Origin of the sequence: Sphingomonas sp. T1 (assembly GCF_902506585.1) — a bacterium.
GTDB classification, from domain to species: domain Bacteria; phylum Pseudomonadota; class Alphaproteobacteria; order Sphingomonadales; family Sphingomonadaceae; genus Sphingomonas; species Sphingomonas aerolata.
In genome coordinates, this window is sequence record NZ_LR733875.1 from 1,549,047 (window position 1) to 1,574,145 (window position 25,099).

The window sequence follows — 25,099 nt, forward strand, 5'->3', positions numbered from 1 at the left end:
CAGACCGTGCGAGAACTCGCCGTCACATGGGCACGGACGTCTTTTGTTAAACGGTGGAGCTGGGCGCAAACATTTTTGAGTTACTGCCGTGGTGGCGCTCTGGTGGCGCTGTGGTGGCTTCAAGGGGAAGCCATTGAGCGCTGCGCAGCAGAATTGGCGAGGTTGATCAGGCCTGTACGGCACTGATCAACCCCGGCACGCCGATGAGGGTAATGGTTCTTCTTAGATTGTAGGCGAGCGCGGTCAGACTGAACTCGGCGCGAACCTTCTCCAGCCCGCGCATCAGGAATGCGCCCTGGTTCATCCATTGCTTGATCGAGCCGAACGGGTGTTCGACCGTCTCGCGGCGAACGGCAAGAATATCAGGGCGCGCAACCAAGCGCGCCGCCATGCGGTCCAGCACCGCCTCGTTTTCCCAACGGTTGATGCGCCGCCAGCGACTGCTGGTACAGTTCACCTTGATTGCGCAGTCCGAACAGGCGGCGGGGTTGGAATATTGGATGTTGGCGTGGCCGCGCGTCACCGCGCGATAGCTGATGTCGAGGGTCCGGCCACCCGGGCAGTGGTACGCGTCCGCCTCGGCATCGTAGCGAAAGAGATCCTTAGAGAAACGGCCATTGGCGATGGCGCTGCCCCGTCTCGGCCGGGCGACGAAGTGTGTGATACCATTCGCCTCGCATGCTTCGATGTCCTCGCCTTTGTAATAGCCCATGTCGGCAACCACATCGATCTGCTCGACGCCTAGTGCGTCTTTCGCCGCCCCAGCAGTGGGTGCCAGCAGACCCATGTCGGTGCCGGCGTTGGTAACGTGCTGCTCGACGATCAGCATGTGTTTCGCATCCACCGCTACCTGCGCGTTGTAGCCCACCGTGGTCTTTCGACCCGTGACCATCGCGCGCGCATCGGGGTCGGTTAGCGATATCTGGCTCTCGCCGCTGGCGTTCAGCTCGTGCAGCATCGCCTCCTGGGCCTGACGCCGCTCGCGCACCCTGGCGATCTTTGCGGCCAGCGCCCCGCTGCGGCCAGGCCCATGGCCATCCTCGCCGCGGTCGATGGCGTCCATCTCGGCAAGATACCCCTCAAGCCGCTCGTCGGCCGCGGCAATATACCTGGCCAGCTTGTTACGGGAGAAGTTGCGTGCCGGGTTGTTCACCGCCTTCAGCCGCGTGCCGTCCACCGCCAGCAGCTCTCGCCCGAACAGGTCGAGCTTGCGGCATAGGACGACGAAGGCGCGGAACACTGCCTTGAAGGCGCTCCGGTTGTCGCGGCGAAAGTCAGCGATGGTCTTGTAGTCTGGCCGAAGCCCACGCAGCAGCCAGATCAGCTCGAGGTTGCGTGCCGCCTCGGCTTCCAGCCGTCGGCTCGACCGCACCCGGTTGAGATAGCCGTACAGGTACAGCTTGAGCATGTCGCCCGGGTCATAGCCTGGGCGCCCCGTCGCCTTCGGCCGCGACCGATGAAAACCGGCCTCGCCCAGATCGAGGTCATCAACGAACGCGTCGATGAACCGAACCGGACTATCCGCTGCCACATAATCCTCTACCGATGCCGGCAGCAACAGCGCCTGGTCGCGCGCATGACCCTCGATATATGCCATGATTACAGCATACGCCCGTCAGCAACCTTGTGGAATCACCCAGCGAGTTTTCGCACGGTCTGGATCGTTTCCGAGAATGCCGGTCTGATGCAAAAATCAAAAGTTTTGCATCAGCGCAGAGGAAGGCTTCCGCATCGCAACGATAGCGTAAACGTACGTCAGCGCCGCAGCGCCAGCTATCGCGGCCCCGCGCCCCCCCTCGGGGACGAACAGGTAAGCCGCGTAGCAAAGGACCGCTCTCATCACGAAATGGATGAACCCAGCCGGATCATCAGCACCCCATCCGTGAGGCACCCATACCATTCCGGCTAGGATGGCGAGGCCCAGAATTAGAATATCGTGGTTATCAGCGGCTCGCGCGGCAATAATCACAAACGGTATAAGTAGCCCAACTACCGTGATAAATCGCATAAACAGCTGCGTCACAGGGTTGTGCCGACTTTCCGATTGAAGCCCGGGCGCGCCGCGCATTTTGTCGATTACCAGGGGCAACGGAAAAGGGATGGCTGCGGCAATAAATGGCGCAAAGCTCGGGAGCTGGCTGCCAAGGAGGTACGCGGCGATCGCCAATGCGCTCCAAGCGATAAAACCACCAACTGGCATCGCCGCGGTGCTGGTGGCGAGATAATCCCTCCGCGCATTGGCTAATGAGATGCTTGAATAATCCCGCATGTGTGCCCCCCTGAACGCTCAATCGGAAGCACATGTATTCCCTGTCCCAGGCTCACCTACAATGGCTGCTCAGGCTTTCATCAAACAGAAAACAGCTCTCCCGTAATCCAACGTGTTCTGCATTATGATGCAAAATTCACAGGATATGCATCGCGCCGAATGGCCAGGCCTGCGTGGTCTGCGATGAACCTCTCAAAAGTTTTGCATCAACAAGAGGCGCAAAGTGGCCGCTCGGCTTCCGCCCAATGGAGATTCTAACGATCACTGGTATAACCGCTTTCGAAAAGTAGCATGGGAGTAGGTCGTATGACGAAAAATGATTGGCTGTGCGTAAACGTCGCACTTTGGCCGGTGGCGACGTTTGTTGTCGCGCTGTTGGGGTTTATGGCTCTGCGCACCGCAAACGGGGCCAGTCCGCTTCCTGATGGCACCGGATTTTATATTCCGGTCCTGATCCTGTTCGTGACATTCGGCGCTATCATGACGTGACCCCCGTTTTTTCCTCCAGTTGGAGCTAGAGTCCGACCCCGGAAAGGGACGGACAGATGAAGCGGAAGCAGTTTTCGGAAGAGCAGATCATCGGCATCCTGAAGGAGGCCGAGGCTGGTGGCGTGCCGGGGGGCTGGGTGGAAGACGGGGCGGGAGAGCTGGCCATGGTTAGCGCCGGTCTTACACGCGGGCGGCGGCGGGCGCAAAAGTGGTTGCGGCCTCAGGAGATTTTCGTGCCGGCGGCGAAGGGCCGGTGACCGGACGCGAAAGGGCCGCCGTTTCCCATCTGGAAACGGCGGCCCGGTCGTCACGTCGAGGCGATAGGGCTCAGAAGCTGAACCGTGCGCCGACGCGGATCGAGTAGAGCGACTGACGCGAATAGATCGTGTCGCTCGGCGCCGATGCGGGCGCGCTGTACCGATATTGTGCGCAGGCCTGGCTCGAATTCGCCGTGACCGCTGCGCCCGGCGCCGTGCCGGTCGCGACCGCCGTCTGAAGGCACTGAACGCGAACCGCCGGGATCGTGTACGGGAACTGGTATTCGCGGATCTGGCCCCAGTTCTTGTTCAGGAAGTTGGTGACGTTCTCGATATCCGCGAACAGCTGAACGCGGCTGGCGCCGACGAAGGTCGGGATTTCCTGCGACAGATGAAGGTCGAAACGCGTGAACCACTTCGAGTTGAAGCCGTTGCGCGGCGTGATCTTGCCACGATACTTCTTCAGGTCGGTCGAGTTGATCAGCGCCTCGAACGTGTCGCGCGTTGCCACGCTGTCATACGACACCAGCGCATCGGTGGTCGAGGTCGGCACGTAGAGGAGGTAGCGCGATGCGCTGCCGATCGTGCCGAACACCGGCGACCGGTTCGAGGACAGATCCTGCATCGTGTAGCTGTACGGGCGACCGATACGCGTCTCGCCGAACAGCGTGAAGTTGGTCTTGTAGTCGCCGAAGAACGCGTGGTTGAAGCTGACGTTATACTTGATGTTGTGCTTCACCTGGTCGTTCGAGATGCCATAGGCGGCGCCGTTGGCATCGAGGAACGCGCCGTTGCCGTAGTTGGACGACGCGGTCGACGAGGTTGCCGGCGCCTGATCCTTGATGTCCTGATAGGTGTAGCTGACGCCCAGGTTGAGGCCGAAATCGAAGTCCTTGCTGATGCGCGCGACGCCGATGTAGCTGCGGCCACGCGTGGTGTTCGTCAGATACAGGTCCGAATTGGTGTCGGCGAACGTGGTCCGCGAGGCATAGCGTACGCGGCCATCGGGCGTCCGCAATGCCGTCGGCGCGACGCGCAGATCGGTGAAGAACACCTGGTTGCGGACGTCGGACCACAGGAAGTCGGCGCCGAAGTGCCAGCCATCGCCGAACGTGCCACCCCAATTGGGATCATAGTCGGCCGACAGCGTGCCACGCCACTGCGACGGCACCTTGAAGTTCGGATCGAGCGCGTTGGTCGGCGAAAGCGTGTTGACCGTCGCGTTGGTGAGCACGCCATTGGCCGCCGCCGGAACCGCCGTGCCGTTCACGTTGGTCAGGATCGCGCCGCCGTTGGTCTGCGCGTCCGCCGCGGACAGCCCGGCGATCGTGTAGCTGTTGTTGTTGTTCTGGCGGACGTCGATCGCGTTGGTCAGGAAGCCCGTGTTCGAGAAGCTGTTCGAGACATAGACGTCGGGCGCGCCGCCCGAGAAGATGCCGATACCGCCGCGCAGCGACACCGCCGACACCGGCTTGAAGTCGAACCCGATGCGCGGCTGGAACACGCCGCGGCCCGAGATATAGGCGGTGTTCGGGAAGTTGTAGCGCGACAGGAATGCCGAGTTCAGCTCGGGACGGCTATGGCCGCCGAACGTGTCGTAGCGTGCGCCGTAGGACAGCGTGAACAGGTCGCTCAGGCGCCACGTGTCCTGAACACCGAAGCTGTAGGACTGGTAGCGGAAGCGCGCGGCACCGTTGACCGGGTCGAGCGACGGAACGGCATTGCCATAACGGAAACGCTGCGCATTGCCGGCCTGGAAATCGGCGATCGAGTCGAAGTAGTAATCGCCCGCGGTCCGCTGGACGAACAGGTTGTTGATCTTCGAATCGGTGAACTCACCGAACACGCGGACGTCATGGTTGTCCCGCGTCAGGCGCCCCTGCACGAGGCCGCCGAAGCTGCGGCTGGTCAGTTCGTTCGACTGGCGCGAGATGTCCGGTCCGAACGAGACGTTGCCAAAGCCCGACTGGCAAGTGTTGGACAAGTCGTTGTTGGTGGCGGTGCCGGTGCCGCGATCCGAGGTCGGCGCGGTGCAGACCTGCATCTGGGCGAAGCCGCGGCCGAGGATCGGGTCCTGACCGCGCTTGTAGTCCTTGTAGAAACCGCGGATTTCAGTCGAGAATTCCTCGCTCCAGTCGCTGTTCAGCTGCGCGACGCCGGTGTGGAGGCGGTTCGACGAGATATAGCCGTTCGACTCGAGGCCGAGCCCGGGCGTGCCCGTGACGAAGGTGTTCTGACCGAGCTGGATCGAATCCTTCGTGTAGAGATAGGTCAGCGACGCGCGCTGCGTATCCGACAGGTTGGCGTCGATACGGGCGACGAGGCGATCGTCGCGATCGTTCGAATCCTGCAGCACGCCGCCGGTGTCATAGCCGTAGCGCGAGTCCGCGATCTGCTGGATCTGGGCGACCTGTGCGTCGGTGATGTTGGGGACGACCGTACCGGCGTTGGTGCCGGCGGTACCCTCGACGATCGGGGTGTTCGCACGGATACGCTCGCCCGCGATCATGAAGAACAGCTTGTCCTTGATGATCGGCCCGGAGAGCTGCGCGCCGAAATTCTCGTACTTGAAGTCGGGAATGTTGACGCGGCCGGTGGGAACGCCGGGGCCTGCCTTCGTGCGGTTGCCCGTCAGGCTGTCGTCCGAATAGGCATAGAAGCCCGTGCCGTGGAATTCGTTGGTGCCCGACTTCAGGATTGCGTTGATCGCGCCGCCCTGGAAGTTGCCCTCGCGGACGTCATAGGGCGCGACCTTGGTCTGGAACTGGCCGATCGAGTCGAACGGAACCGGCGCGCGGCGGGTCGGCAGACCGTCGGGGTTGAGGCCGAAATTGTCGGTGACGGGCACGCCGTCCACCGAGAAGCGGTTGAAGCGCGCATTCTGGCCGGCGAACGAAACGGCACGGCCGCCCGAGGGGGTGTCGTCGAGACGCGCGAACGGATCGCGGCGCATCAGGTCGCGGACGTCGCGGTTCACGGATGCGACCGAGCCGATCTGCTCGGCGTTGAGGACCGTTGCCGGGCCCTGGCTGACGTTGCGCGCGCGGGGCAGCGACGACGCGGTGATGACGATGTCCGCACCACCGGATTCGGCGGCGGCCAGCTCGATCGGCAGTTCATAGGTCTGCGCGACGGTGGTCTGGATGTCGGTGATCGACGTTTCGGGATAGCCCGCCGCGGTGACCGTGACCGTGAACGGACCACCCACGCGCAAACCGCCGGCGTTGAAGTTGCCCGAGGCGTCGGTCGTCTGCGTCGAGCGCGAGCCCGACGGCACGTTCAGAATCACCACCGACGCACCGGCTACGGGCGCGCCATTGGCTGTAACAGTGCCGCGGATCGAGGAGGTCGTCTCCTGCGCGGACGCGGCCATCGGCGCGATCAGCGCAATCGCCGCCGCACCCAGGAAAAGGTTGTTACGCATTTGAAATGTCCCCTTTGAGCTTATGCTCGAGATCCGCGACTTGATCGTTCGGTCAGCCGCGCCCCTGCGCTCCAAATATTTCGGTTCCATGACATTGGCGAGTCGCGTGTTGCGCCGGACGCACTCCGTCATATTGCGTTGCAAAAAAGCCACGGCGCGGCATCGATTGGTCCACGACGGAACCAATCTCGATCAAGTGCGTGGCACGCTGCGCGTTCAGCTCGCCGCGACGATCGCCGCCCATTCCGCCTCGGTGATCACGCGAATCCCGAGGTCGGTCGCCTTCTTCAGCTTCGAACCCGCGCCGGGGCCGGCGATGACGAGGTCGGTCTTGGCCGAGACCGACGCCGCGACGCGTGCGCCGAGCAGCTCGGCCTGCGCCTTGGCCTCGTCGCGGCTGAGTGTCTCGAGGCTGCCGGTGAAGACCAGGGTCTGGCCGCTGACGTCCGAATCGCGGGTTTCGTGGACGACGTCCGCGGGCGTCACCTCGCGCAGCAGGTCGAACACGACCGCGCGGTTGTGCGGCTCGGCGCAGAAGCCGATGAGCGCGTTGGCAACCTCGGGGCCGACGCCCGCCGTCTCGATCACGCCGACCAGCAGCTTGTCGCGGCGCAGGACATATTTGCGTTCGGGCTCGCCGAGTACCGGCGTGATGCTGTGGTACAGGAACACCGCGCGGCGCAGCATGCTGCCGAGCGCCTTTGCCGAGCGATAGCGGCGGGCGAGGTCGCGCGCGGTGATCTCGCCGACATGGCGGATGCCGAGCGAGAAGAGGAACCGGTCGAGCGCGATCTGGCGGCGCGCGTCGATCGCGGCGATCAGCTTGGCCGCCCAGACGCGACCGTCCTTCTTGCGCGCGACGAGCTGCTCCTCGGTCAGGCGGAAGATGTCCGCGGGCGATTCGATCAGGCCATCGCGAAAGAACGCCTCGACCAGGGTCTGGCCAAGCCCGCCAATGTCGAAGGCGTGGCGCGAGGTGAAGTGGATGAGCCGCTCGACGCGCTGTGCGGGGCAGATCAGCCCGCCGGTGCAGCGATAGACGACCTCGCCCTCCTCGCGCTCGGCGGCCGACCCGCAATCGGGGCAGAGCCGGTCGAAGACATAGGCCGGGTGATCCTCGGCGGCGGTCAGGCTCTCGACGATCTGCGGGATGACGTCGCCGGCACGCTGGACGAGGACGCGGTCGCCGACGCGGACGCCGAGCCGCTCGATCTCGTCGAAATTGTGGAGCGTCGCATTGGTGACGACGACGCCGCCGACGGTGACGGGGTCGAGTCGCGCGACCGGGGTCAGCGCGCCGGTGCGCCCGACCTGGATGTCGATCGCGTTGAGCGTGGTCTGCGCGCGCTCGGCGGGGAATTTGTGCGCGATCGCCCAGCGTGGTGCGCGCGCGACCTGGCCGAGTCGCGCCTGCCAGTCGAGCCGGTCGACCTTGTACACGACACCGTCGATATCGAAGGGGAGCTCGGCCCGTCCGGCCTCGATCGCACGGTAGATTCCCAAGGCGCCGCGTTCGTCCTCGACGCGCGCGAAGGCGCCGGCGACCGCGAAGCCCCAGGCGCGGAACTGGTCGACGATCGCGGACTGCGTCTCCCCGGGGACCGCGCTCGCCTCGCCCCAGCCATGCGCGAGGAAGCGCAGCGTGCGCTCGGCGGTGATGCTCGCGTCCTTCTGGCGGAGCGAGCCGGCGGCGGCGTTGCGGGGGTTGGCGAACTGGCGCGCCTCCTTGCCGGTCTGCTCGGCCTCTGCGAGCAGGCGGGCGTTGAGCGCGGCGAAGTCCGCCTTCGCCATATACACCTCGCCGCGGATTTCGAAGACGGCGGGGAAGGGGGGCTCGCCGGCGAGCGTCTGCGGGATGTCGGCGATCGTGCGGACATTGGCGGTGACGTCCTCGCCGACCTGGCCGTCGCCGCGGGTCAGCGCCTGGACCAGCCGGCCCTCCTCGTAGCGCAGCGAGCAGGACAGGCCATCGATCTTGGGCTCCGCGGTTAGCGCAACGGGGGCGTCGTCGGCGAGCTTCAGGAAGCGGCGGACGCGGCCGACGAACTCCTCGACCTCCTCGTCCGAAAACGCGTTGTCGAGGCTCATCATCGGTTTGGCGTGCGCGACCTTCGACAGATGCCCGGCGGGTGCGGCGCCGACACTGCGGCTCGGCGAATCGGCGCGGACGCTGGCGGGGAAGGCAGCCTCGATTGCGGTGTTGCGGCGGACCAGCGCGTCATAGTCCGCGTCGCTGATCTCGGGCGCGTCGTCGGTGTGATAGCGCGCATTGTGATAGGCGATACGCTCGGCGAGCGTCGCCAGCTCGGCGGCGGCCTCCGCTTCGGTGGCGGGAAGGGCGGACGTGGGCAGCGCAGTCATGATCGCGGGGTTAGGCAGCTGCCCCGCGCGCGGCAAGAGTGTCAGGCGGTTTCGAGCAGCCGTTCGGCCTGCGCGCGCGCTTCGTCGGTGATCGTCGCGCCCGAGAGCATCCGGGCGATCTCCTCGCGGCGTTCGGCCTCGTCGAGTGCGCGGACGCCGGTGCGCGTGACGGTGCCGTCGTTGCTTTTCGCGATCAGCAGATGCTTGGCGCCGCGTGCCGCGACCTGCGGGCTGTGCGTGACGACGAGCAGCTGCGTGCTCTGCGCGAGGCGTGCGAGTCGCTCGCCGATCGCGCTGGCGACAGCGCCGCCGACGCCGCGGTCGATCTCGTCGAACACCATCGTCGTTGCGCCGCCTTCTTCCGCGAGCGCGACCTTGAGCGCGAGGATGAAGCGCGACAATTCGCCGCCGCTGGCGATCTTGGTGAGGCCGGCGAAGGGCGCGCCGGGGTTGGTCGAGATTTCGAACTCGACACGGTCCTTGCCCGCGCCCGACCAGCCCTCCTCGCCGAGCGGGGCGCAGACGGTGCGGAAGCGGGCGGCGTCGAGTTTCAGCGGCGCGAGCTCGCCCGCGACCGCGGTGTCGAGTCGCAGCGCGGCCTTGGCACGCCGGGCCGAGAGCGCGTCCGCAGCCTTGTCGTAGGCTGCGCGCGCCTTGGCAAGCGCTGCCTGGAGCACCGCGATACCGCCTTCGCCCGCGTCGAGTCGTTCGAGCCGGGCGCGCATCTCATCGGTCAGCGCGGCGAGGTCATCGGGCTGGACGCGGTGCTTGCGTGCCATCGCGCGGAGTTCGAACAGCCGCGCCTCGTCGTCCTCGAGGCTGCGCGGGTCATAGGCGAGGTCGATCCGCGCATCGCGCATCCGCTCCTCGGCGACCGATCCCTCGATCACCGCGCGGTCGACCGCGGCGAGCGCGTCGGCGAGCGCGACATGATCGCCCGAAATCCGTTCGAGCACGCGCGCGGCCTGACGCAGCTTGGCGAGCCCGCCATCCGACCCTTCGAGATAGTCGTCGATCGCCGACAGGTCGTCCGCGATCTTCTCCGCGCGCTGCATCGAGCGGCGGGTATCGGCGAGTGTTTCCTCCTCGCCGGGTTCGGCGCCGAGCGCGGTGAGTTCGGCGACGGTGTGTTCGAGCCAGTCGCGATCGCGCGCCGCGCTTTCGATATCCGCGCGGGCAGTGGCAAGCGCATCCTCGGCCTCGCGAAGCGCGGTCCACGCGCGTGTCGTCGCGGCGGGTTCGGTACGGCCGAAAATGTCGAGCAGCGCGCGGTGGCCGCGCGGGTTGAGCAGGCCGCGCTCGTCATGCTGGCCATGAATCTCGACCAGCGTCGGCGCCATCTCGCGCAACAGACCAGCGGAGGCCGGCTGGTCGTTGACGAAGCCGCGGCTGCCGCCATCGGCCTTGACGATGCGGCGGATGATCAGCGGTTCGCCCGCTTCGATCGTCAGCCCGTTCTCATCGAGCAGCGCCATCAGCGGCGTGTCGGGGGCGGGCGGATCGAAGGTCGCGGTGACGACCGCCTGCGCCGCGCCATGCCGGACCAGTCCGCTGTCGCCGCGGCCGCCGAGCGCGAGCCCGAGCGCATCGAGCAGGATCGACTTGCCCGCACCGGTCTCGCCGGTCAGCACGCCGAGCCCCGGGCCGAAGCCGAGGTCGAGCGCCTCGATCAATACCACGTCGCGGATGGAGAGTTCTGTCAGCATCGGTTCGTCCCTTAGACGATCCGGATGCGAAAATGATCCCCCAATGTTCTGGTTCGTCAGCGGGGCTAGGGGCCGTCCGTTCTTTCCAAGCGCGCGACGCCAATCGTCATCCTGACGAACGTCAGGACCCAGGGTTACGCGCGTGCCGTTGATGGCTCTGGGTCCTGACTTCGTCAGGATGACGTTGCTCGAGGGAAGGGGCCGAGCCCCTATGTCCTTAGTTGCCGGGTGTCGTGCGCGTGGTGCCGGCGGGGCCGACCGGGCCCGACCCGCCTGCCGCAGCGGAACCAGAGCCGCCATTGCCGGGCGAGCCCGGGATTGCCGGGGTCTCGCCGAGGCCAGCGGCGGGGAGCGCGCCGGGGGTGCCGGCGGGGACGATCTGCGCGCCCGTCGCGATCGGCGCCAGCGGCTTGACCGGATGCTCCTGCATGAGCTTGTACGCACGCTGATACCAGGGCGTGCCCGGATAGTTGCGACCCAGCACCGCCGCGGCCTTCTCGGCCTCGACCGGGACGCCAAGCGCGAGATAGGTCTCGGTCAGACGCATCAGCGCCTCGGGGGTATGCGTGGTCTGCTGATACTGGTCGATCACGGTGCGGAACCGCCCGTTCGCCGCGAGCCACTGGCCGCGCGTCTCGTAGAAGCGACCGATCTCCATCTCCTTGCCGCCAAGGTGATCGTTGACGAGATCGATCTTCAGCCGCGCATCCGACGCATAGCGCGTGTTCGGATACCGCCGCGTCAGCTCGCCCAATGCGTCGAGCGCCTGGCGCGTGATCTTCTGGTCGCGCGTGACGTCGGTGATCTGCTCGTAATAGCCCAGCGCGATCAGGTAATAGGCATAGGGCGCGTCGCGGTTGCCCGGGTGGACCGCGATGAACCGCTGCGCCGACTGGATCGACTTGGTATAGTCGGTGTCGAGATAATAGCTGAACGCGCTCATGATCTGCGCGCGGCGGGCCCAGATCGAATAGGGATGCTGGCGCTCGACCTCGTCGAACAGCTGCGCCGATTCCTTGTAGCGCCCCTGGTCGAGCCGCTTCTTCGCCAGCGAGTAGAGCGTGCCCACGTCGCGCGCGACATACGGGATGTCGGTGGAGGTGCGCGAACTCGCGCACCCGGCCATGGGGAGCGCTATGGCGGCGAGGAGCGCGATCGAGAGCGCGCGAGACTGGGGGATACGCATGGACGTCGTCCTTAGCGTAACCGGGGGCACGCGAACAATCCCCCCTAGCGAGGGGGTTTGGAGGCGTCTGAAGCAGCAGCCTTCGGCGCGGTCTATTCAGCCACAATTCACCGGTCGACGGGCGCGATACGCCTGGCGCGATGCCGCGTCGACGACGGGACATTCCCGGCGTCTCGCCAGTTGGGCCGCGGGGCGCTATGTCGCGCCAGTCCGCCAGCCTTGAGAAGGAACGTTTGATGCCCGCCACCCTGCTTCACACCCATCGTGTCGAGAAGCCCTGGGGACGCCACACGCTGTGGCCCGGCTTTGACGATCCCGCCCCCGGTGCACCGGCGATCGGCGAGGTCTGGTTCCAGGAACCCGGCGACACGACCCCCGATCTGCTGATCAAATATCTGTTCACCAGCGAGAAGTTGTCGGTGCAGGTCCATCCCGACGACGACCAGGCGCATGCGCGCGGCCTGCCGCGGGGCAAGGACGAATGCTGGACGGTGCTGGCCGCCGAACCCGATTCGACGATCGCCGTCGGTACCAAGGCGCCGATGTCGCGCGACGACCTGCGCGCCGCCGCGATCGACGGCACGATCGAGGACAAGCTTTACTGGAAGCCGGTCAAGGCGGGCGATTTCATGTACTGCGCCTCCGACACGATCCACGCGATCGGCGGCGGCCTGACGGTGATCGAGGTCCAGCAGAACTCGGAAACCACCTATCGCCTCTACGATTATGGCAGTGACCGCGAACTACACCTCGACGATGGCATCGCGGTCTCGGATCCGGTGCCCTATCAGCCGATCACGTCGCCGGGCGTCGTTTCCGAAGGTCGGACGATCCAGGTCGAAGGCCCCAAGTTCGTGCTCGAGCGCTGGACCGGTGGCGAGCATGCGGTGACCCTGCCCGAGGGGCGGACCGCCTGGCTGATCCCGATCACCGGATCGGGCAGCGTCGCGGGCGTCGCGTTCAAGGCGGGCGAATGCGTCACCGTGACCGGGTCCGAGCGGATCGAGGCCAGCGACGACGCCGACCTGCTGTTCGCCTATGCGGGCGACACGCGGATCTGATCGGGCGCTGCGGCGGGGGGCGGTGCGCCTCCCGCCGCCCCATCGATGCGACCGGCCAGATATACGTCGATCCGTGCCGCGGCGTCGGCGGGTACGTGGAGCCCGAGCTTGCTGCGGCGATAGAGGATATCGTCGGCTGACCGCGCCCATTCCTGATCGACGAGATAGTCGATTTCCGTCGCATGAAGCCCCGCGCCGAAATCCTCGCCAAGCTCGGCGTTCGTCCGCGCCGCACCGAGGATCCGTTCCACCCGCGTACCGTAGGCGCGGGCGAGTCGGCGCAACAGTTCAGTCGGCTGGTCGGGGTACGCCCGGATCAGCGCTTCGAGATACCGATCGAAATCGCTCTCGGGCAGATCGCCACCGGGCAGCGCGACCGTCGCGGTCCAGCTTTTCGTCAGGTCCGCGCCGTGGTCGGGGAAGAAGGGGGCAAGCTGAGTCACCGCATGCTCGGCGAGCTTGCGATAGGTCGTGATCTTGCCGCCGAAGATGCTCAGCATCGCCGCGCGATCCTCCGCGGCATCGAGATCGAGCACATAGTCACGTGTCACCGCCGACGCACTGGCCGCATGATCGTCATAGAGCGGGCGGATTCCCGAATAGCTCCACACGATGTCGGCGGGGGTGATGCCACGCTGGAAATACCGGTCGATGGTGTCGCACAGATAGGCGGTCTCGGCGGCGTCGATCGTCGCGGGGCCGGGGGGGCCCTGCCATGCCTCGTCGGTGGTGCCGATCAGCGTGAAACGACCTTCATAGGGAATCGCGAAGACGACGCGCTTGTCCGGGTTCTGCAACAGCAGGGCGTGATCGCCCGCATAGAGGCGCGGCACGACGATGTGGCTGCCCTTGATCAGCCGGACGCCGCGGTCGCGGCGCGAATCGGGGACCTTGCCCAGAACATCGGCGACCCAGGGTCCCGCCGCGTTGACGAGCACGCGCGCGGTGACGGTGCGCTCGCCCTGCGCATCGGCGATCGTCGCGGACCAGCCGCCGTCCCGTCGGTTCGCCGCGACCAGCCGGGTGCGCGTCAGGATCGTCGCGCCGCGCTCTGCCGCGTCGCGCGCGTTGAGCACGACCAGCCGGCTGTCCTCCACCCAGCAATCCGAATAGACGAAGGCGCGCGTCGCGCCGGGTTTCAGCCCGTCGCCCAGCGGGTCGCGGTCGAGACGCACGGTCCGTGTCGCGGGCAGGATCTTGCGGCCGCCCAGATGGTCGTAGAGGAACAGCCCGAGCCGGACCATCCAGGCGGGACGCGGCGAATGCGTCTGCGGCAGGACGAAGCGCAGCGGCCAGATGATGTGCGGCGCGATCGCCAGCAGCCGCTCGCGTTCGATCAGCGCCTCACGCACCAGCCGGAGTTCGCCATATTCGAGATAGCGCAATCCGCCATGGATCAGCTTGGTGCTGGCTGACGAGGTATGGCTGGCGAGATCGTCCTGCTCGACCAGCAGGACCGACAGTCCGCGCCCGGCGGCATCGCGCGCGATCCCGGTGCCGTTGATGCCGCCACCGACGATCAACAGGTCGACGTCGAATTTCGCGGGCGTTTTCATCATCGTCTCCCGTTTACCACCGCGGGCCGACCGGTGGCTAGCCTCGACGCGGGGCGGTGGGGCGGCCTAGAGCGGTCGCAAAGGAGAGCCGCATGGGCCAAGCCACGCACGTCCTCGCGATCGATCAGGGTACGACATCGACGCGCAGCATCCTGTTCGATGCGACGGCCAGACCGGTCGCGACGGCGCAGCGCGAATTCGCGCAGCATTATCCGCGCCTCGGCTGGGTCGAGCATGACCCCGAGGACATCTGGCGCGACACGCTGGCGACCGCGCGCGAGGCGATCGCACGCGGCGGTGTGCCCGCGCGCGACATCGCGGCGATCGGCATCACCAACCAGCGCGAAACCGTCGTCGTCTGGGATCGCGCGACGGGCACGCCGATCTACCCCGCGATCGTCTGGCAGGACCGCCGCACCGCAGACGTGTGTCAGAGCCTGAAGGCCGAGGGCGCGGAACAGATGGTCCGCGACAAGACCGGCTTGCTGCTCGATCCCTATTTCTCCGCGACCAAGATCGCGTGGATCCTCGACACCGTGCCGGGTGCGCGGGCGCGCGCGGACAAGGGGGAGCTCGCCTTCGGCACGATCGATTGTTTCCTGCTGTGGCGGCTCACCGGCGGCGCGGTGCATGCGACCGACGTGACCAATGCCGGGCGCACGCTCCTCTATGACATTCGCCGGCAGGATTGGGACGACGCGCTGTGCCGGCTGCTGCGCGTGCCACCGGCGATGCTGCCCGAGGTGCACGACAACAGCCATGCGTTCGGCACGACCGCGCCCGGGCTGTTCGACGTCCCGATCCCCATCGCGGGAATGGCGGGGGATCAGCAGGCGGCGTTGTTTGGCCAGGCCTGTTTCGCGCGCGGGATGGTCAAGTCGACCTATGGAACGGGATGTTTCATGCTGCTCAACACCGGCGACACGGCGATCGCGTCCGACCACCGGTTGCTTACCACGCCCGCTTATCGGCTGAACGGGCAGATGACCTATGCGCTGGAGGGATCGATCTTCGTTGCCGGCGCGGCGGTCAAATGGCTGCGCGACGGGCTCGGCGTGATCACCAGCGCGCACCAGACGCACGACATGGCGACCGAGGTTCCCGACAGCCACGGCGTCTACATGGTCCCCGCTTTTGTCGGGCTGGGCGCGCCGCACTGGGATCCCGACGCGCGCGGGCTCATCACCGGGCTGACGCTGGGCGCGACGGGCGCGCATCTTGCACGCGCCGCGCTCGAGGCGGTCGGCTATCAGACGCTCGACCTGGCACAGGCGATGGTCGCGGACGGCGGCGCGGCGCCCGCGACGCTCAGGATCGACGGCGGCATGGCGGCGAACGACTGGCTCTGTCAGTTTCTCGCGGACATGCTCGAGACACCGGTCGAGCGGCCGACGCATCTCGAGACGACCGCGCTGGGCGCGGCGTTCCATGCGGGACTGGCGACCGGGGTCTGGCCCGATCTCGATGCGTTGTCGCAGACGTGGCGGCGGGGGGCGTGTTTCGAGCCGCGCATGGCAGCGGGCGACCGCGCCGCGTTGATCGCCGGCTGGCACTCCGCGTTACGCAAGGCGCTCAGTACGGACTGACGATCGGCCGGGCCGGTTCAGGATGCGACGCGCAGGCCCGTCACGCGCTGGACCAGGACTTCGATCTGGCCGCGGTGGAAGCCTGCGGCGAGGAACCGCTCGATCTCGGCAACCGGCAGCGCGAAGCCGTGGCGCCACGCATGGACCGCGAGCCGACGCAGCGATTCGAGCCGCGGGTCGGCCAGCGGCGATCGCTCGGACAGGCCGAAGATCGTCCGAAGCGCGCGGTCCAGCCGTCCCGGCACTGCCAGGCTGCGCAGGCCGTCTTGCTTGGCGAGCATGATGACGTGCCATTCGAGTTGCGTGAACCCGGCCCGGCCTTCGGTCTGCGCGGCGCTGATCGTCGGCCGGCTGGCGACGGGGGCGGCGAACAGGTTGTCGAGGTCGAGATAGGCCATGGTCGGGTCTCTTCGGATGGACAAAGGGGCACGCAGCGAAGGTGCCGCGTGGGAACAGGTCAAATTGTGGTGCAGCGCTTCGGGGCGCCAGCAAAATCATCAGTAGGTGAAGACCGGAGCAGGATCCCTGGACCCCGATCGTCTTCGATACCGCTCGGTATAGTAAGCGCGGGCGGGCGTCAATCGCCTTTTGTACCGACGGGTAGGGTTTCGACAGGGGCTGAAAACCGTAACGTCACCCGCCGCGGGGGCGGCGAGTGACGTCAGTCGGGCAGTCTTGGATTGGCGGGCAGCTTTAAGCCGGCCCCCCGGTCGGCTCAGCCCTCGTTGGCGCGCTTCGCCAGTTCCTTGTTCACGCCAAGCGCGATCAGCGTGCAGACCGCACCCGAGAACAGATAGGCGCCGCTGGCTGCGAGGCCGAGCTTGCTCGACAGCAGCAATGCGGCGAGCGGGGCGAAGCCCGCACCGAACAGCCAGGCCAGATCGGTCGTCAGCGCCGACCCGGTATAACGGTGCGTCTTGCCGAGGCTGGTCGCGAGCGAGCCCGACGACTGGCCGAACGACAGGCCGAACAGCGCGAAGCCGACGATCATGAACACCCACTCACCGGTTGCTCCGCCGTCGAGCAGCATCGGCGCGCCGATCGCGAACAGCGCGATCAGCACCGCGGTGCTGCCGAGCAGCGTACGGCGACCGATGCGATCCGCGAGCAGTCCCGACACGAGCGTCGCGCACAGGCCGATTGCCGCGCCGATCACTTCGATCGTCAGGAACCGGCCTGGCGTCTCGCGCGTGAACAGCACGATCCACGACAGCGGGAACACCGTCACCATGTGGAACAGCGCGAAGCTGGCGAGCGGGGCGAAGGCGCCGAGCACGATGGTCCGGCCTTCCGCGCGAATCGTGTCGAGCACGGGTGCCGGCTGTAGCGCACGCGATTCGAACAGCGTCGTGAACTCGGGCGTGACGACGAGGCGGAGACGGGCGAAGAGCGCGACGACGTTGATCGCGAAGGCCACGAAGAACGGATAGCGCCAGCCCCAGTCGATAAAGTCGGCGGCAGGCAGCGTCGCGACGAAAAAGGCGAACAGGCCGCTGGCCACCAGCAGGCCGAACGGCGCGCCGAGCTGTGGTAGCATCGCATACCACCCGCGGCGCCCCTCGGGCGCGTTGAGCGAGAGCAGCGAGGCGAGACCGTCCCAGGCACCTGCGAGCGCGATGCCCTGCGCGATACGCAGGATCGACAGCAGCACGACCGACCAGTTGCCGACCTGCGCATAGCCGGGGAGGAAGCCCATCGCCACGGTCGCCGTGCCGAGCAGGAACAGCGCGATCGTCAGCTTGGCGCTGCGGCCATAGAGCCGGTCGACCGCGATGAAGATCACCGACCCGAGCGGGCGCGCGATGAAGGCGAGCGCGAAGACCGCGAACGAGTAGATCGTCCCCTGCAGCCGGTCGACATAGGGGAAGACCAGCGTCGGGAAGACGATGACCGAGGCGATCGCATAGACGAAAAAGTCGAAAAATTCGGACGTGCGTCCGATGACGACGCCGATCGCGATCTCGCCCGGCGACACCTTTTTCCCGTGATCGTGAAGATCGCGGGCATCGTCTTCAAAAGACGTCGATGCGGCGTGTGCACTCATTCTCAAACTCGCTTCCGTGAGGCGGCTCGCCGCCCAATGGCCTTTTCGGACGGCGCACCGATCATACGCCTTTTCGTCGACTGCGGGCAGGGCCTTTCGGAGTCACACCGAGAGACCTATCTCTGTCGCATCATGAGCGCCATGCCTTTGCTGCAGTGCGGCGCCCATTGGACAAATTGTCCACTATGGAATGATCTAACAGCGGCGTAGGGGCGAGTACATGACCGCCGAGCTATCGAATTCCAGGCCCCGATCCTGGCTCTTACGCGCAGCAGCCCTGCTGCCCGCGCTGTTGATCAGTGGATGCAACTGGGTCGTGATGTCGCCATCTGGCGATATTGCGGTGCAGCAGCGTGACCTGGTCCTCATCTCCACCGGGCTGATGCTCATCATCATCGTCCCGGTGATCGCGCTGACGCTGTTCTTCGCCTATCACTACCGGCAGACGAACAAGAGTGCGAAGTACGAGCCGACCTGGGATCACTCGGTCGGGCTCGAGCTGCTGATCTGGGGCGTGCCGCTGCTGATCATCATCGCGCTCGGCGCATTGACCTGGACCAGCACGCATCTGCTCGATCCCTATCGTCCGCTCGGCCGCATCTCGGCGCAGAGCGGCGATATCGGCGAGAACACGCCGGTCGGGCAGCTCGCGGGCAACCAGCAGACGATCACGGGCGGCAAGCCGCTCGACGTCCAGGTGGTCGCGCTCGACTGGAAATGGCTGTTCATCTATCCCGAATACGGCATCGCCACGGTCAACGAACTGGCTGCGCCGGTCGATCGCCCGCTGCGCTTCAAGATGACCTCTTCCTCGGTGATGAACGCCTTCTACATCCCCGCGCTCGCCGGCATGATCTACACCATGCCCGGGATGGAGACGACGCTGCATGCGGTGATCAACAAGCCCGGCAATTACGAAGGCTTCTCGTCCAACTATAGCGGCGCGGGCTTTTCGGGCATGCGCTTCCGCTTCCACGGCGTGTCCGACGCAGGCTTCGATGCCTGGGTAGCGAAGGTCCGCAACGGCGGCGGCGGTCTGAACCGTGCGAATTACATGCAGCTCGAAAAGCCGAGCGAGAAGGTGCCGGTCCGCTATTTCGGCGGGGTCGAGAGCTCGCTGTTCAAGGCGATCGTCGAGCAGTGCGTGAAGCCCGGCAAGCCATGCATGTCGGACATGATGGGCAAAAACCCGCATGACGGCATGGCGATGCCCGGCGTCAATGGCGGCAGCGGGCCGCAGGATGCCGGCCCCCGACCCGAGGGCGGCTTGATGAAGGACGGTGACGAAAAGGGGAGCGGTAAACACTGGTCTGCGCCAGCCGACATAAAACGCGACGGCGCCAACGCCGCGCCCGGCTCGCCTGCCAACCGCAATCACACCATGCTGACCCCCTCAACCATGCCGGGCTCGCGCCCCGTCGCGAACGGCTAGAGAAAAGCTCATGTCAGACTCCATATTGAAGACGATCTTCGGCCGACTGACGCTGGAATCGCTGCCGCTGCATGAACCGATCGTCGTCGCGACGTTCGGCATGGTGGCGATCGGCGGTGCCGCGCTGCTGGCCGCGCTCACCTATTTCAAGGTGTGGGGCTATCTGTGGAACCAGTGGTTCACCAGCGTCGACCACAAGAAGATCGGGATCATGTACATGATCCTCGCGATCGTCATGCTGCTCCGCGGCTTCTCCGACGCGATCATGATGCGCCTGCAGCAGGCGATGGCGTTCGGGGGTAGCGAAGGCTATCTGAACGCGCATCACTATGACCAGGTCTTCACCGCGCACGGCGTGATCATGATCTTCTTCGTGGCGATGCCGATGGTCACGGGGCTGATGAACTATGTCGTCCCGCTCCAGATCGGTGCGCGCGACGTGTCCTTCCCGTTCCTGAACAATTTCAGCTTCTGGATGACCGCGGCGGGTGCCGTGATCGTCATGATGTCGCTGTTCATCGGCGAGTTCGCGCGGACCGGCTGGCTCGCGATGCCGCCGCTGTCGGGGATCGCCTATTCGCCCGATGTCGGGGTCGATTATTATATCTGGGCCTTGCAGATCGCGGGCATCGGGACACTCTTGTCCGGCGTTAATCTGGTCGCGACCATCGTCAAGATGCGTGCGCCCGGCATGGGCATGATGAAGATGCCGATCTTCACCTGGACCGCGCTGTGCACCAACATCCTGATCGTCGCCGCCTTCCCGGTGCTGACCGCGGTGCTCGCGATGCTGTCGCTCGACCGTTACATCGGTACCGCGTTCTTCACGAACGACGCGGGCGGCAACCCGATGATGTACGTCAACCTGATCTGGATCTGGGGTCACCCCGAGGTCTACATCCTGGTCCTGCCGGCGTTCGGCATCTTCTCGGAGGTCACCTCGACCTTCTCGGGCAAGCGCCTCTTCGGCTACAGCTCGATGGTCTATGCGACACTCGTCATCACGATCCTGTCGTACCTCGTCTGGCTGCACCACTTCTTCACCATGGGGTCGGGGGCGAGCGTCAACTCGTTCTTCGGCATCACCACGATGATCATCTCGATCCCGACCGGGGCCAAGATCTTCAACTGGCTGTTCACCATGTACAAGGGGCGGATCCGGTTCGAATTGCCGATGATGTGGACGATCGCCTTCATGGTGACCTTCACGATCGGCGGCATGACCGGCGTCCTGCTCGCGGTGCCGCCGGCCGACTTCGTCCTGCACAACTCGCTGTTCCTGGTCGCGCATTTCCATAACGTGATCATCGGCGGCACGCTGTTCGGCATGTTCGCAGGGATCAACTACTGGTTTCCGAAGGCGTTCGGCTTCAAGCTGGACGAGAAGTGGGGCAAGGTCTCGTTCTGGTGTTGGGTGTCGGGCTTCTACTTCGCCTTCATGCCGCTCTATGTGCTCGGCCTGATGGGCGTGACCCGCCGCATGCGCTATTTCGACGATCCGAACCTGCAGATCTGGTTCGTCATCGCCGCCTTCGGTGCAGCACTGGTCGCGGTCGGTATTGCTGCCTTCCTGATCCAGATCTTCGTCAGCATCCGCAACCGCGAGGCGCTCGCCGATTACACCGGCGATCCCTGGGGTGGCCGGACGCTCGAATGGGCAACCTCGTCGCCGCCGCCCGACTATAACTTCGCGTTCACGCCCGTCGTCCATGACCTGGACGCCTGGTACGACATGAAGGACCGCAAGCATCAGCGGCCGGTCAGCGGCTTCCGCGCGATCCACATGCCGAGCAACACCGGTACCGGCGTCGTGCTGGGCGTGCTCAGCATCGCCTTCGGCTTCGCGATGATCTGGTACATGTGGTGGCTCGCGGGTCTGACGCTGGTCGGGATCTTCGCGACGACGATCTTCCACACCTTCAACTACAAGCGCGACTTCTACATCCCGGTCGAGGACGTGATCGCTAGCGAGGACGCGCGCACCCGCATGCTCGCGACCCAGGGAGCCTGACGCGATGTCTTCGGTATCATTGAAGAAGGACGGTCTGGACGAGAAGGGTGAGCCCCTCTCGTTCTACCAGCTCGAAGAGCATCACCATCCCGAGGGCAGCAGCACGATGCTGGGCTTCTGGATGTACCTGATGAGCGATTGCCTCATCTTCGCGGTGCTGTTCGCAGCTTACGGCGTGCTCGGCACCAGCTATGCCGGCGGACCGACGCCCAAGGAGATCTTCGAGCTGCCGCTCGTCGCGGTGAACACTGCGATGCTGCTGTTCTCGTCGATCACCTACGGTTTCGCGATGCTGTCGATGGAGGAAGGGCGTCAGCGCATCATGCAGATGTGGCTGGCCTTTACCGGGCTGTTCGGCCTCGCCTTCCTGTCGATCGAAATGTACGAGTTCGCCACCCTCATCCATGAGGGCGCGGGTCCGACCCGCAGCGCGTTCCTGTCGTCCTTCTTCACGCTGGTCGGCACGCACGGCCTGCACGTGACGATGGGCTTCATCTGGCTCGTCACGCTGATGGTTCAGGTGCAGAAGCACGGCCTGATCGCCGCGAACAAGCGCCGCCTGATGTGCCTCAGCATGTTCTGGCATTTCCTCGACGTCATCTGGATCGGCGTCTTCACCTTCGTCTATCTGATGGGTTCGCTGCGATGACCGACCGCCCCGCCACCGCGCACGACGCGCATGCCGACCACGCCCATGACGATCATGGGCATGGCGACGACCACGCGTCGCACGGGACGCGCAAGAGCTACCTGAAGGGGTTCTTCCTCTCGGTCATCCTGACCGCGATCCCGTTTTGGGCCGTGATGACCGGCGCGTTCAAGGATCCGTCGACCGCCGCGCTGGTCATCATGCTGTTCGCGGTGATCCAGATCGTCGTCCACATGATCTACTTCCTGCACATGAACGGGAAGTCCGAGAATGGCTGGACGATGATGGCACTGATCTTCACGATCATCCTGGTCGTGATCACGCTCAGCGGCTCGATCTGGGTCATGTATCACCTCAACACCAACATGATGCCGATGCAGGCCGCGGTAGATATGTGATGACAGGGCATGCCCGGCCGCGGCCGGCGATCTGGGTGGCGGGCTTCATCGCGCTGCTGCTGTTCGCCGGGTTCTGCGCGCTGGGTGTATGGCAGGTCGAGCGGCGCGCATGGAAGCTCGACCTGATCCGGCAGGTGGCCGCGCGGTCACAGGCCGCACCGGTCGCGCCGCCCGGCCCGGCGTACTGGCCGACGATCACGGCGAGCAGCGATGCGTATCGCCGGATCGAAGTAAGCGGCGTCTTCGCGCATGACCGCACGACGCTGGTCCGCGCCGCGACCGCGCTCGGCAGTGGATACTGGGTGATGACGCCGCTGCGGACTGCACAGGGCTTCGATGTCCTGGTCAACCGCGGCTATGTCTCGCCCGAACAGCGCGGCGCCTATGCGCGGCCGGTCGGGACGGTGGCCGTGACGGGCTATCTCCGGATTACCGAACCCGGCGGCGGCTTCCTGCGCAAGAATGATCCCGCGACCGACAACTGGTATTCGCGCGACGTCGCTGCAATCGCGAGCACGCGTGGCCTTGGCCGCACGGCGCCCTATTTCATCGACGCGGACAAGGTCGGGGACGGCGCACCGGTCGGCGGCCAGACCGTCATCGCATTTCCGAACAATCATCTCGTATACATGCTGACATGGTTCGGCCTCGCCGCGATGACGGTGATCGGCTTCGTCGTGTTCGTGCGCCACGATCGTCGTCGTGATAAGCGCTGACCGGCGACGCCGTGCGTTGAGCGCGTCGCAGGAGAGATGGACCGCGTGACGGCGCACGACACGATGAGATTGGCGATGGACTCCTCGCGGTGGCAGGCCTGGGTCAGCCGCGCGCGCGCGGACACCGATGCGGCGGGCAATGCGAACATGCGGCAGCTGGTCACGCTGCGCTGGATTGCGGTGGCAGGACAGCTGGTCACCGTGTTGACGGTACGCTTCCTGTTGGGGATCGACCTGCCGCTGGTGCCGATGCTGATGGCGATGGCGGCGTCGGTCGCGCTGAACCTCGCGAGCATGCGGCTCTATGGCTGGCAGCGCGGGGCGAATGCGCAGCTGCTGCTCGCGATGCTGCTCGACGTCGGGTTGCTGACCGTTCAGCTCTACCTCAGTGGCGGCGCGACCAACCCGTTCATCGCGCTGTATCTGTTGCAGGTCGTGCTGGGTGCGGTGCTGCTCGATCGCTGGTCGAGCTGGGCGATCGTCGGGGTGACGGGCGGGTGTTTCGCGCTGCTGACGATCCGGTATCGCCCGCTCGCCCTGCCGACCGATTATGCGGGGGAGTATTTCGCACTCTACACGGTTGGGTCGCTGCTCAATTTTCTGCTCGTCGCGACGCTGCTTGTGCTCTTCATGACGCGGATCACGGGCAATCTGCGCGCGCGCGACGAACATCTGGCGGATCTGCGTCAGCAGGCGGCGGAGGAGGATCACATCGTCCGCATGGGGCTGCTCGCGTCGGGTGCCGCGCACGAACTTGGCACGCCGCTCGCGTCGCTCGCGGTCATCCTCAACGACTGGAAGCGGATGCCCGCGCTCGCCACTGATGCGGGGATGCTCGAGGAGATCGGCGAGATGCAGGCCGAGGTCCAGCGGTGCAAGACGATCGTCACCAACATCCTGCTCGCGGCGGGCGAGGCGCGCGGCGAGGCGCCCGAGGTCGTGCCGCTGCATGTCTTCCTCGACGCGATCGTCGAGGACTGGCGCGCGCTGCACGCCGGTGTCGAGTTCGACTATACCAGCCGGCTCGGCGACGATCCGCTGATCGTTTCGGATCCCGCGCTCAAGCAGGTGATCGCCAACGTGCTCGACAATGCCGCCGAAGCATCGCCCGCCTGGGTCGGGTTTTCGGGCGAGCGGTCGGGCGATCATCTGGCGCTGATCGTGCGCGATCATGGACCGGGGTTCACGCGCGACAAGCTGGCGAGCTTCGGCAAGCCCTATCAGTCGAGCAAGCGCGATCCCGGCCATGGCCTCGGCCTGTTCCTTGCGGTCAATGCGATGCGCAAGCTGGGGGGCAGCGTGGCGGTCGCCAACCGCGAGACGGGTGGCGCGGAAGTGACGTTGATGCTGCCGCTGGCGGCGATCGCCCTGGAGCGTGACGAATGAGCGAGCCCGATATCCCCCCGGTCAAGCGCCTCGTGATCGTCGAGGACGACGAGACGTTTGCGCGCACGCTGAAACGCTCGTTCGAGCGGCGCGGCTATGCGGTCCGGCTTGCGGCGAGCCATGAGGATCTGGTCGTGCTGCTCGCCGACGACGTGCCGCAATATGCGGTGGTCGACCTGAAGCTCGGCGGCGCGTCGGGGCTGGTCTGCGTCCAGACGCTGCACGCGCATGACCCCGATATCCTCGTCGTCGTGCTGACCGGCTTTGCGAGCATTGCGACCGCGGTCGAGGCGATCAAGCTTGGCGCCTCGCATTATCTGGTCAAGCCGTCGAACACCGACGACATCGAGGCGGCATTCGACCGGACCGAGGGCAAGGTCGACACCGCGGTGACCGAACGTCGCGCGACGATCAAGACGCTCGAATGGGAGCGGATCCACGCGACGCTCGCGGAAACCGGGTTCAACATTTCGGAGACTGCGCGGCAACTCGGGATGCACCGGCGGACGCTCGCGCGCAAACTCGAGAAGCGGCCGGTCAAATAGCCGCAACGCTTGGCATCGGGCGG

20 protein-coding genes are annotated in these 25,099 nt (G+C 65.7%); 11 read left to right on the plus strand and 9 right to left on the minus strand.

The features are described 5' to 3' along the window. Positions 1-166: 166 nt before the first annotated feature. Positions 167-1,597, minus strand: coding sequence for an IS1182 family transposase (locus GV027_RS06940; RefSeq protein ID WP_159511395.1), 1,431 nt, complete (start codon positions 1,595-1,597; stop codon positions 167-169). A gap of 96 nt (positions 1,598-1,693) precedes the next feature. After that, positions 1,694-2,269 carry a DUF7010 family protein gene (locus tag GV027_RS06945; RefSeq protein ID WP_159511396.1) on the minus strand — a complete coding sequence of 192 codons (576 nt, stop codon included), beginning with the start codon at positions 2,267-2,269 and terminating at the stop codon, positions 1,694-1,696. 306 nt (positions 2,270-2,575) lie between these two features. On the opposite strand from GV027_RS06945, the gene GV027_RS06950 reads away from it, so the two are divergent. Together GV027_RS06950 and GV027_RS06955 are read left to right on the plus strand one after the other, a co-directional pair. Then, complete coding sequence (locus tag GV027_RS06950; protein WP_159511397.1) at positions 2,576-2,758, plus strand: hypothetical protein; 183 nt, start codon at positions 2,576-2,578, stop codon at positions 2,756-2,758. 56 nt (positions 2,759-2,814) lie between these two features. Further along, entirely contained in the window at positions 2,815-3,015 is a 201-nt protein-coding gene (locus GV027_RS06955; RefSeq protein ID WP_159511398.1) for a hypothetical protein, read from the plus strand. Between the two features lie 70 nt (positions 3,016-3,085). Here GV027_RS06955 and GV027_RS06960 read toward each other — a convergent pair whose 3' ends face one another. The 4 genes from GV027_RS06960 to GV027_RS06975 all read right to left on the minus strand — a co-directional run bounded on the left by GV027_RS06960 (position 3,086) and on the right by GV027_RS06975 (position 11,692). Further along, positions 3,086-6,439 (minus strand): TonB-dependent receptor, encoded by a 3,354-nt coding sequence (locus GV027_RS06960; RefSeq protein WP_159511399.1) that lies wholly within the window; start codon positions 6,437-6,439, stop codon positions 3,086-3,088. Positions 6,440-6,655: 216 nt separating this feature from the next. Next, on the minus strand, positions 6,656-8,800 hold the full coding sequence (gene ligA, locus GV027_RS06965) for an NAD-dependent DNA ligase LigA (RefSeq protein ID WP_159511400.1): 2,145 nt from the start codon (positions 8,798-8,800) through the stop codon (positions 6,656-6,658). Positions 8,801-8,841: 41 nt separating this feature from the next. Further along, positions 8,842-10,506 (minus strand): DNA repair protein RecN, encoded by a 1,665-nt coding sequence (recN, locus tag GV027_RS06970; RefSeq protein WP_159511401.1) that lies wholly within the window; start codon positions 10,504-10,506, stop codon positions 8,842-8,844. 217 nt (positions 10,507-10,723) lie between these two features. Further along, the gene (locus tag GV027_RS06975) at positions 10,724-11,692 is read right to left on the minus strand and encodes an outer membrane protein assembly factor BamD (protein ID WP_107045237.1); all 969 of its coding nucleotides are present in this window, start codon (positions 11,690-11,692) and stop codon (positions 10,724-10,726) included. A 236-nt stretch (positions 11,693-11,928) separates the two neighbouring features. On the opposite strand from GV027_RS06975, the gene GV027_RS06980 reads away from it, so the two are divergent. Further along, on the plus strand, positions 11,929-12,753 hold the full coding sequence (locus GV027_RS06980) for a phosphoheptose isomerase (RefSeq protein ID WP_031395027.1): 825 nt from the start codon (positions 11,929-11,931) through the stop codon (positions 12,751-12,753). On the opposite strand, the gene GV027_RS06985 is transcribed toward GV027_RS06980, so the two are convergent. Beyond that, positions 12,729-14,309: a glycerol-3-phosphate dehydrogenase gene (locus GV027_RS06985; RefSeq protein ID WP_236559089.1), complete on the minus strand. Its 1,581-nt coding sequence runs from the start codon at positions 14,307-14,309 to the stop codon at positions 12,729-12,731. The two genes, GV027_RS06980 and GV027_RS06985, sit on opposite strands and share 25 nt — an antisense overlap. A gap of 92 nt (positions 14,310-14,401) precedes the next feature. Here GV027_RS06985 and glpK point away from each other — a divergent pair, with 92 nt between their 5' ends. Beyond that, positions 14,402-15,895, plus strand: coding sequence for a glycerol kinase GlpK (gene glpK / locus GV027_RS06990; RefSeq protein ID WP_159511403.1), 1,494 nt, complete (start codon positions 14,402-14,404; stop codon positions 15,893-15,895). Positions 15,896-15,912: 17 nt separating this feature from the next. On the opposite strand, the gene GV027_RS06995 is transcribed toward glpK, so the two are convergent. Beyond that, a complete protein-coding gene (locus tag GV027_RS06995; protein WP_159511404.1) occupies positions 15,913-16,293 on the minus strand; it encodes a hypothetical protein in 381 nt (126 codons plus the stop codon). A gap of 317 nt (positions 16,294-16,610) precedes the next feature. Beyond that, the gene (locus GV027_RS07000; RefSeq protein WP_031395864.1) at positions 16,611-17,939 is read right to left on the minus strand and encodes an MFS transporter; all 1,329 of its coding nucleotides are present in this window, start codon (positions 17,937-17,939) and stop codon (positions 16,611-16,613) included. Positions 17,940-18,258: 319 nt separating this feature from the next. Here GV027_RS07000 and GV027_RS07005 point away from each other — a divergent pair, with 319 nt between their 5' ends. The 7 genes from GV027_RS07005 (at position 18,259) to GV027_RS07035 (ending at position 25,076) form a co-directional block, all read left to right on the plus strand. Beyond that, positions 18,259-19,371, plus strand: a complete 1,113-nt coding sequence (locus tag GV027_RS07005) for a ubiquinol oxidase subunit II (RefSeq protein WP_420894097.1) — start codon at positions 18,259-18,261, stop codon at positions 19,369-19,371. Positions 19,372-19,381: 10 nt separating this feature from the next. Next, the gene (gene cyoB / locus GV027_RS07010; RefSeq protein WP_159511405.1) at positions 19,382-21,382 is read left to right on the plus strand and encodes a cytochrome o ubiquinol oxidase subunit I; all 2,001 of its coding nucleotides are present in this window, start codon (positions 19,382-19,384) and stop codon (positions 21,380-21,382) included. 4 nt (positions 21,383-21,386) lie between these two features. Continuing rightward, a complete protein-coding gene (gene cyoC, locus GV027_RS07015; RefSeq protein WP_042467557.1) occupies positions 21,387-22,031 on the plus strand; it encodes a cytochrome o ubiquinol oxidase subunit III in 645 nt (214 codons plus the stop codon). Beyond that, entirely contained in the window at positions 22,028-22,429 is a 402-nt protein-coding gene (gene cyoD / locus GV027_RS07020) for a cytochrome o ubiquinol oxidase subunit IV (RefSeq protein WP_031395868.1), read from the plus strand. Before cyoC ends, cyoD begins: the two co-directional genes overlap by 4 nt. Further along, on the plus strand, positions 22,429-23,145 hold the full coding sequence (locus GV027_RS07025; protein WP_159511406.1) for an SURF1 family protein: 717 nt from the start codon (positions 22,429-22,431) through the stop codon (positions 23,143-23,145). The genes cyoD and GV027_RS07025 overlap by 1 nt, the downstream gene beginning before the upstream one ends. A 75-nt stretch (positions 23,146-23,220) precedes the next feature. Continuing rightward, complete coding sequence (locus GV027_RS07030) at positions 23,221-24,531, plus strand: ATP-binding protein (protein WP_042467562.1); 1,311 nt, start codon at positions 23,221-23,223, stop codon at positions 24,529-24,531. Continuing rightward, positions 24,528-25,076: a response regulator transcription factor gene (locus tag GV027_RS07035; RefSeq protein ID WP_197975339.1), complete on the plus strand. Its 549-nt coding sequence runs from the start codon at positions 24,528-24,530 to the stop codon at positions 25,074-25,076. The genes GV027_RS07030 and GV027_RS07035 overlap by 4 nt, the downstream gene beginning before the upstream one ends. Positions 25,077-25,099: the final 23 nt, after the last annotated feature.

What these genes read in the sequence shown, in the direction of transcription:
- GV027_RS06995 (WP_159511404.1), bottom strand. Translation starts at nt 16,293, where the DNA reads ATGGCCTATCTCGACCTCGACAACCTGTTCGCCGCCCCCGTCGCCAGC.
- ligA (WP_159511400.1), bottom strand. Translation starts at nt 8,800, where the DNA reads ATGACTGCGCTGCCCACGTCCGCCCTTCCCGCCACCGAAGCGGAGGCC.
- GV027_RS07025 (WP_159511406.1), top strand. Translation starts at nt 22,429, where the DNA reads ATGACAGGGCATGCCCGGCCGCGGCCGGCGATCTGGGTGGCGGGCTTC.
- GV027_RS06955 (WP_159511398.1), top strand. Translation starts at nt 2,815, where the DNA reads ATGAAGCGGAAGCAGTTTTCGGAAGAGCAGATCATCGGCATCCTGAAG.
- GV027_RS07005 (WP_420894097.1), top strand. Translation starts at nt 18,259, where the DNA reads ATGTCGCCATCTGGCGATATTGCGGTGCAGCAGCGTGACCTGGTCCTC.
- GV027_RS06945 (WP_159511396.1), bottom strand. Translation starts at nt 2,269, where the DNA reads ATGCGGGATTATTCAAGCATCTCATTAGCCAATGCGCGGAGGGATTAT.
- GV027_RS06975 (WP_107045237.1), bottom strand. Translation starts at nt 11,692, where the DNA reads ATGCGTATCCCCCAGTCTCGCGCGCTCTCGATCGCGCTCCTCGCCGCC.
- glpK (WP_159511403.1), top strand. Translation starts at nt 14,402, where the DNA reads ATGGGCCAAGCCACGCACGTCCTCGCGATCGATCAGGGTACGACATCG.
- GV027_RS07030 (WP_042467562.1), top strand. Translation starts at nt 23,221, where the DNA reads ATGGACTCCTCGCGGTGGCAGGCCTGGGTCAGCCGCGCGCGCGCGGAC.
- GV027_RS06950 (WP_159511397.1), top strand. Translation starts at nt 2,576, where the DNA reads ATGACGAAAAATGATTGGCTGTGCGTAAACGTCGCACTTTGGCCGGTG.
- recN (WP_159511401.1), bottom strand. Translation starts at nt 10,506, where the DNA reads ATGCTGACAGAACTCTCCATCCGCGACGTGGTATTGATCGAGGCGCTC.
- GV027_RS07035 (WP_197975339.1), top strand. Translation starts at nt 24,528, where the DNA reads ATGAGCGAGCCCGATATCCCCCCGGTCAAGCGCCTCGTGATCGTCGAG.
- cyoD (WP_031395868.1), top strand. Translation starts at nt 22,028, where the DNA reads ATGACCGACCGCCCCGCCACCGCGCACGACGCGCATGCCGACCACGCC.
- cyoC (WP_042467557.1), top strand. Translation starts at nt 21,387, where the DNA reads ATGTCTTCGGTATCATTGAAGAAGGACGGTCTGGACGAGAAGGGTGAG.
- GV027_RS06940 (WP_159511395.1), bottom strand. Translation starts at nt 1,597, where the DNA reads ATGGCATATATCGAGGGTCATGCGCGCGACCAGGCGCTGTTGCTGCCG.
- cyoB (WP_159511405.1), top strand. Translation starts at nt 19,382, where the DNA reads ATGTCAGACTCCATATTGAAGACGATCTTCGGCCGACTGACGCTGGAA.
- GV027_RS06960 (WP_159511399.1), bottom strand. Translation starts at nt 6,439, where the DNA reads ATGCGTAACAACCTTTTCCTGGGTGCGGCGGCGATTGCGCTGATCGCG.
- GV027_RS06985 (WP_236559089.1), bottom strand. Translation starts at nt 14,309, where the DNA reads ATGAAAACGCCCGCGAAATTCGACGTCGACCTGTTGATCGTCGGTGGC.
- GV027_RS07000 (WP_031395864.1), bottom strand. Translation starts at nt 17,939, where the DNA reads ATGAGTGCACACGCCGCATCGACGTCTTTTGAAGACGATGCCCGCGAT.
- GV027_RS06980 (WP_031395027.1), top strand. Translation starts at nt 11,929, where the DNA reads ATGCCCGCCACCCTGCTTCACACCCATCGTGTCGAGAAGCCCTGGGGA.